The organism is Rhodoferax sp. (genome assembly GCF_011391645.1).
Lineage (GTDB): Bacteria > Pseudomonadota > Gammaproteobacteria > Burkholderiales > Burkholderiaceae_C > Rhodoferax.
Map to the genome: position 1 here is coordinate 1 of NZ_JAABQC010000141.1, position 4,944 is coordinate 4,944.

Sequence of the window (4,944 nt, forward strand, 5' to 3'; positions counted from 1 at the left end):
TCGCCAGCGCATCGCCGGTTTGTTGCCAGAACGCCGGATCGGCCTGCTCGATGCGCACGATGGCGTTGTTCATGTGCGCGCCGGCGGCCCGCCGTGCGGCTTCAGCGTCGCCGGCTTCGATGGCCTGGCAAATGAGGGCATGTTCCTCGCGCACCTGCCGCGCAAAATCGGCACGCCGGGCTTCATTGGCGCGGGTCACCCGGGTGGCGCCCTGCAGGAATTGGCCCAGGTACTGCAGCGTGCCCATCAGAAAGGGGTTGCGCGCCGCCTCGGCAATGGCCAGGTGGTACTGCACGTCCTCAAGCACGCCATCGCCGCCAACCGCCACCGCCTTGTCGAGTGCGGCAATCGATTGGTGAATGCGTTTGATGTCGGTCTGGGTGCGGCGCTGCGCGGCCAGTGCCGCCACCTCGGCCTCCAGCGCGCGGCGCACCTCCACCATCTGGATCACGGCTTGGCGCGACGCCACCGATTTACTGTCGAAGTTCAGCGGAGAAAAGCCGACCTCCTTGACATACACACCACTGCCCTGGCGCGACTCGACCAGGCCAAGGGATTTCAGGCGTGACATCGCTTCTCTGACCACGGTGCGACTGACGGAAAACTGGTCCACCAAGCTGGCTTCCGTCGGCAACTTGTCGCCAGCAGCCAAGCGCCCGGTACGAATTTTGGCGGCCATTGCATCGGCCACCTGGTCCGACAGGTAGGCACCGGGAAGCACGGGTTTGAACGACGCGGTCATGGCCTGACTTGTCCTATGACCTTACCGCGCGTACACCAGGTCGCGCAGCGTCAAGGAGAGCGCTGGCACGTATGAGATCACCATCAGGCAGGCCAGGATCACCAGCACAAACGGGATCAGGTCCTTGATGATGCGGTCCAGCGAAATTCGCGCCACCGTGCAAGCGGCAAACAGGTTCACGCCGAACGGCGGGGTGATCATGCCGAGGGCCAGGTTGACCACCATGATCAGGCCGAAGTGCACCGGGTCAATGCCAAAGTGCATCGCCACAGGTGCCAGAATCGGGGCCAGCACAATGATGGCGGCACCGGTCTCAATGAACATGCCGATGATGAACAAGGCCGCATTAACACCCAGCAGGAAGTAGACTGGTGACTTGAGCACATCCTGCAGCCAGGTGCCGATGGCCTCGGGCACACCGGCACGGGTGATCAAAAATGCAAACAGTCCTGCATTGGCGATGATGAACATGATCACCGCCGCTGACAGGACCGATTTGCGCAGGATGATGTACAGGTCCGCCACCTTGATTTCGCGGTAAATCACCATACCCACGATCAGCGCGTAAAACACCGCTACCGCAGAGGCCTCGGTCGGGGTGAAGACACCGCCGTAAATACCGCCCAGAATAATCACCGGCATCAGCAGCGCCCAACCGGCTTTCCAGGTGGCTTTGCCAACCGACAAGCGGCCATCGCCGTCGTTTTTGCCCCAGCCCTTGTACTTGCAATAGCCCCAGACAAACAGCATCAGCGCGCCGCTGATGAACAGGCCCGGACCGAAGCCGGCAATGAACAACTCACCAATCGAGACCTCGGCGCTCACGCCATAAAGAATCAGCGGAATCGACGGCGGAATGATCACACCTAACTCAGCACTGGTGGCCTGCAGCGAGGCAGCCCAGGGGGTGGGGTAGCCGTGCTTCATCAGTGCCGGGATCAGGATGGTACCGATGGCAAAGGTGGTGGCCACCGATGAACCCGATACCGAGGCAAAAATCATGCAGGTCAGCACGCAGGTCATGGGCAGGCCACCCTGCACACCACCCACCAGGCTTTTGGCAAAATCGACCAGACGGCGCGAAATGCCGCCTGTTTCCATAATGTTGCCGGCCAGAATAAAGAAGGGAATGGCCGCCAGTGGGAACCGGTTGATGGCGTTGAACATCTCCTTGACGGAAATCAGCATATTGATTTCGGCCACCTGGATACCCAGAACGGCAGCCAAGCCGATCGAAACAGCCACCGACACGGTGAGTGCAAAGCACAACACCATGGTGATCAGCATAACGGTGGTCATTGTGCAGTCTCCAGTTCCAGACGCTGGGGATCCAGCAGATTGCCAATGATGCTGATGACGCTAAAGACACCGCCGACCGGCATGGCCAAATAGGCCCAGAACATGGATATTGATTCCAGCCCGGCCATGGTTTGCACCTTGCCGCGCTGGGCATAGTCCCACCCCCACCAGATGATGATGAGAATCAGGGTGAGTGCGGCCAGACAGACCACCCAGTCAAGCAGGTGGCGCACACGTGCCGGGCTCCAGCGGTAGAGCACATCCACGCTGACCATGGCACCCTGCCTGAAGGCCATCGGAATGCCCAGAAAGACCATCCAGATCAGGCTGAAACGAATCAGCACCTCAGTCCACTCGGCCGGCGTTTCCAGCACAAAGCGGGTGATGATCTGGAACATGCCCAGGCTAGCCGACACCAGCAGCATGGCGCAGGCCGTGACCAGCGAAATTCGGCTGGTCCAGTGCTCCAGCCGCAAAAATTTATCTCTCATAGCGTTCTCCGCCTGACATGGAAGTCAAAAAAAGCGCCCGAGAGTGAATCACTGTCGGGCGCTCAAGCTCTCGCGAGTCGATTACTTGGTGTTGCGGATCTTGTCCATGTTGTCTTTGCCGAACTGCTTCTCGAAATCGGCATACACCGGTGCCAGCGCTGCGACAAACTTGGATTTGTCCAGGTTTTCCGTCACGGTCATGCCTTTGCCGCGCAGGTAGGTCACACCCATGGCGTCGTCGGCATCCACGCGGTCACGATTCAACTTGACAGCAGTCTTGGCTGCTTCCAGAAACACTTTTTGATCCGCTGGTGTGAGCTTGTCAAACGCGGCCTTGTTCATCAGAAAGATGGCTGGTGAATAGACATGACCGGTCAGTGACACGAATTTTTGCACCTGGTCCAGTTTGGCAGCCATGATCACCGACAGCGGGTTCTCCTGGCCATCAACCGTGCCCTGTTGCAGCGCGGTAAACACTTCAGCCATCGCCATCGGGGTGGTCACAATGCCCAGACCCTTGTAGGCGGCCACGTGCACCGGGTTTTCCATGGTGCGCAGCTTCAGGCCTTTCAGGTCATCAGGGGTATTGACAGCGCGCTTGTTGTTGGTCACGTTGCGCATGCCGTTTTCGCCCCAGGCCAATGCCTTGAAGCCCTTGGAGTCAAACTTGGTCAGCATTTCCTGGCCGATGGGGCCGTCAAGCACCATACGGGCATGGGCCTTGTCGCGGAACAGGAAGGGAATGTCGAGGATCTTGGCATCGGGCACAAAGTTGGGCACCGGGCCGGTGGAGGTGAAGGTCAGCTCTTGCGTGCCCAACTGAACCGACTCGATGGACTCGCGCTCACTGCCCAGCGAGGCGTTGTAAAAGGTCTGAATCTTGTAACGGCCCGCGGTGTTCTTTTCGACCTCCTTGGCAAAGGTGTCAATGGCCACGCCCTGATGCGAGTTCTGGGCAATGGCAATGTTGATCTTCATGTTGGTCTGCGCGGCCGCTGTGGCCACCAGACCGACTGCGAGAGAAAGGCCGATAAACAATTTGCTCAATTTCATGCAATGTCTCCTAGATATAAAAATAAACGACCGAAAAGTTGTATGACAAATTTAATTATCACGTCCTCGCCAGCTTGATGGCATCAGTGTTTTCCCTGATGTACGCCCAGATGATTTCTTCAAAACTGGATTCGGGCAGCAGGCCCAGACCCGCAGCACGACGGGCGTTGATGCGCGCCGGCCAGGTCTTGACGATGTTGTGGATGGCGGCGTCGGGTACCCAGTCGATCAGCGCCGCCACATCGGGCCCCGCGACTCGTTCCAGCGCAGCAGCCATCTCGGCCGGCGTGGTTGTCAGGGCCGGCAGGGTCAGGGCTATGCGCGGGCCCCAGGCCTGAGCGCTGGCCCGGGCTGCAGTGATCAGACCGGCGATGGTGCGCTCGGGTGAGGACAGCGCCACCGGGGTGTCAGCCGGTACCGGACAAACGGCACGCACACCCGCCAGCGGCTCGCGCAACATGCCGCTCAAAAAGCTTGACGCAGCACCATTGGGTTTGCCCGGGCGCACACTCACGGTCATCAAACGCACGCTGCGCCCCTGAATAAAAGCCTTGCGGCTGAAGTCCGCCATCAGTTGCTCACCAATGAATTTTTGGATGCCGTAACTGCTTTGCGGAGTCGGCAGTGTGGTGTCTTCAATCACCGGGGGCAGCGGCATGCCAGGCGCGTCGCCAAACACCGCCAGCGAACTGGCAAACACCACGACCGGTTTGGTCTTGAGGGCGCGGCAGGCCTCCAGCAGCGACAGCGTGGCGCCAAAGTTGCTGCGCATGCCAAGGTCAAAATCAGCCTCGCATTCGCCGCTGACCGCTGCCGCCAGATGGAACACCACGTCGGTGTGCGCATCCAGTCCGGCGCGGCCTCTGGCCAACAGGTCATTCAGGTCACCGGTCAAGGCAATCACGCGCGGGTCGGCCAGCAGGTCGGCGGGCGGTGCCGCACGGTCGACCAGTGTGATCGGGCCAATGTCAATGGGTGCAGCCCCGTCCAGCGACAGCTTGCCCTGCGCCAGCAGGGCGCGCGCCAGGCGCACCCCCAAAAATCCGGCACCGCCGGTGATCACAACGTGACAGCTTCCTTCGCCTGTGGCGATTGGTTTCAGCATGGTGGCTTCTCCTAAATAATTGTTAATTCACTTGCCCCAGCGCAGCACCATCGGGTCCAGGCGCTGCGCAACTTCGATCAAGCCGGCACGCACCGCCGGGTGCATGGCGGGCCAGGGATGGCGCGGTGCCTCGCAGGCGATCACACCGCCGGCTTTCATCAGCGCCTTGGCGCTCAAGATGCCACCCTGACGATTTTCATAGTTGATCAGCGGCAACCATTGCTGGTACAGGGAAAAAGCGTCTTCGCGCCGAC

General features: G+C 60.1%; 5 protein-coding genes and 1 pseudogene. All 6 read right to left on the minus strand.

Annotated features, from left to right (window positions below; genetic code table 11):
- On the minus strand, positions 1-742 hold a 742-nt coding region (locus GPS82_RS13245; RefSeq protein WP_296495497.1), incomplete at its 3' end, for a FadR/GntR family transcriptional regulator.
- A gap of 21 nt (positions 743-763) precedes the next feature.
- Positions 764-2,041: a TRAP transporter large permease gene (locus GPS82_RS13250; protein WP_296495499.1), complete on the minus strand. Its 1,278-nt coding sequence runs from the start codon at positions 2,039-2,041 to the stop codon at positions 764-766.
- Positions 2,038-2,532, minus strand: coding sequence for a TRAP transporter small permease (locus tag GPS82_RS13255; protein ID WP_296495501.1), 495 nt, complete (start codon positions 2,530-2,532; stop codon positions 2,038-2,040). Before GPS82_RS13255 ends, GPS82_RS13250 begins: the two co-directional genes overlap by 4 nt.
- Before the next feature lie 81 nt (positions 2,533-2,613).
- Positions 2,614-3,585, minus strand: a complete 972-nt coding sequence (locus GPS82_RS13260; protein WP_296495503.1) for a TRAP transporter substrate-binding protein — start codon at positions 3,583-3,585, stop codon at positions 2,614-2,616.
- 58 nt (positions 3,586-3,643) lie between these two features.
- Positions 3,644-4,690, minus strand: coding sequence for a D-erythronate dehydrogenase (gene denD, locus GPS82_RS13265; RefSeq protein WP_296495504.1), 1,047 nt, complete (start codon positions 4,688-4,690; stop codon positions 3,644-3,646).
- 27 nt (positions 4,691-4,717) lie between these two features.
- Positions 4,718-4,944, minus strand: a pseudogene (locus tag GPS82_RS13270) (dihydrodipicolinate synthase family protein); the annotation flags it as partial.

What these genes read in the sequence shown, in the direction of transcription:
- GPS82_RS13250 (WP_296495499.1), bottom strand. Translation starts at nt 2,041, where the DNA reads ATGACCACCGTTATGCTGATCACCATGGTGTTGTGCTTTGCACTCACC.
- GPS82_RS13260 (WP_296495503.1), bottom strand. Translation starts at nt 3,585, where the DNA reads ATGAAATTGAGCAAATTGTTTATCGGCCTTTCTCTCGCAGTCGGTCTG.
- denD (WP_296495504.1), bottom strand. Translation starts at nt 4,690, where the DNA reads ATGCTGAAACCAATCGCCACAGGCGAAGGAAGCTGTCACGTTGTGATC.
- GPS82_RS13255 (WP_296495501.1), bottom strand. Translation starts at nt 2,532, where the DNA reads ATGAGAGATAAATTTTTGCGGCTGGAGCACTGGACCAGCCGAATTTCG.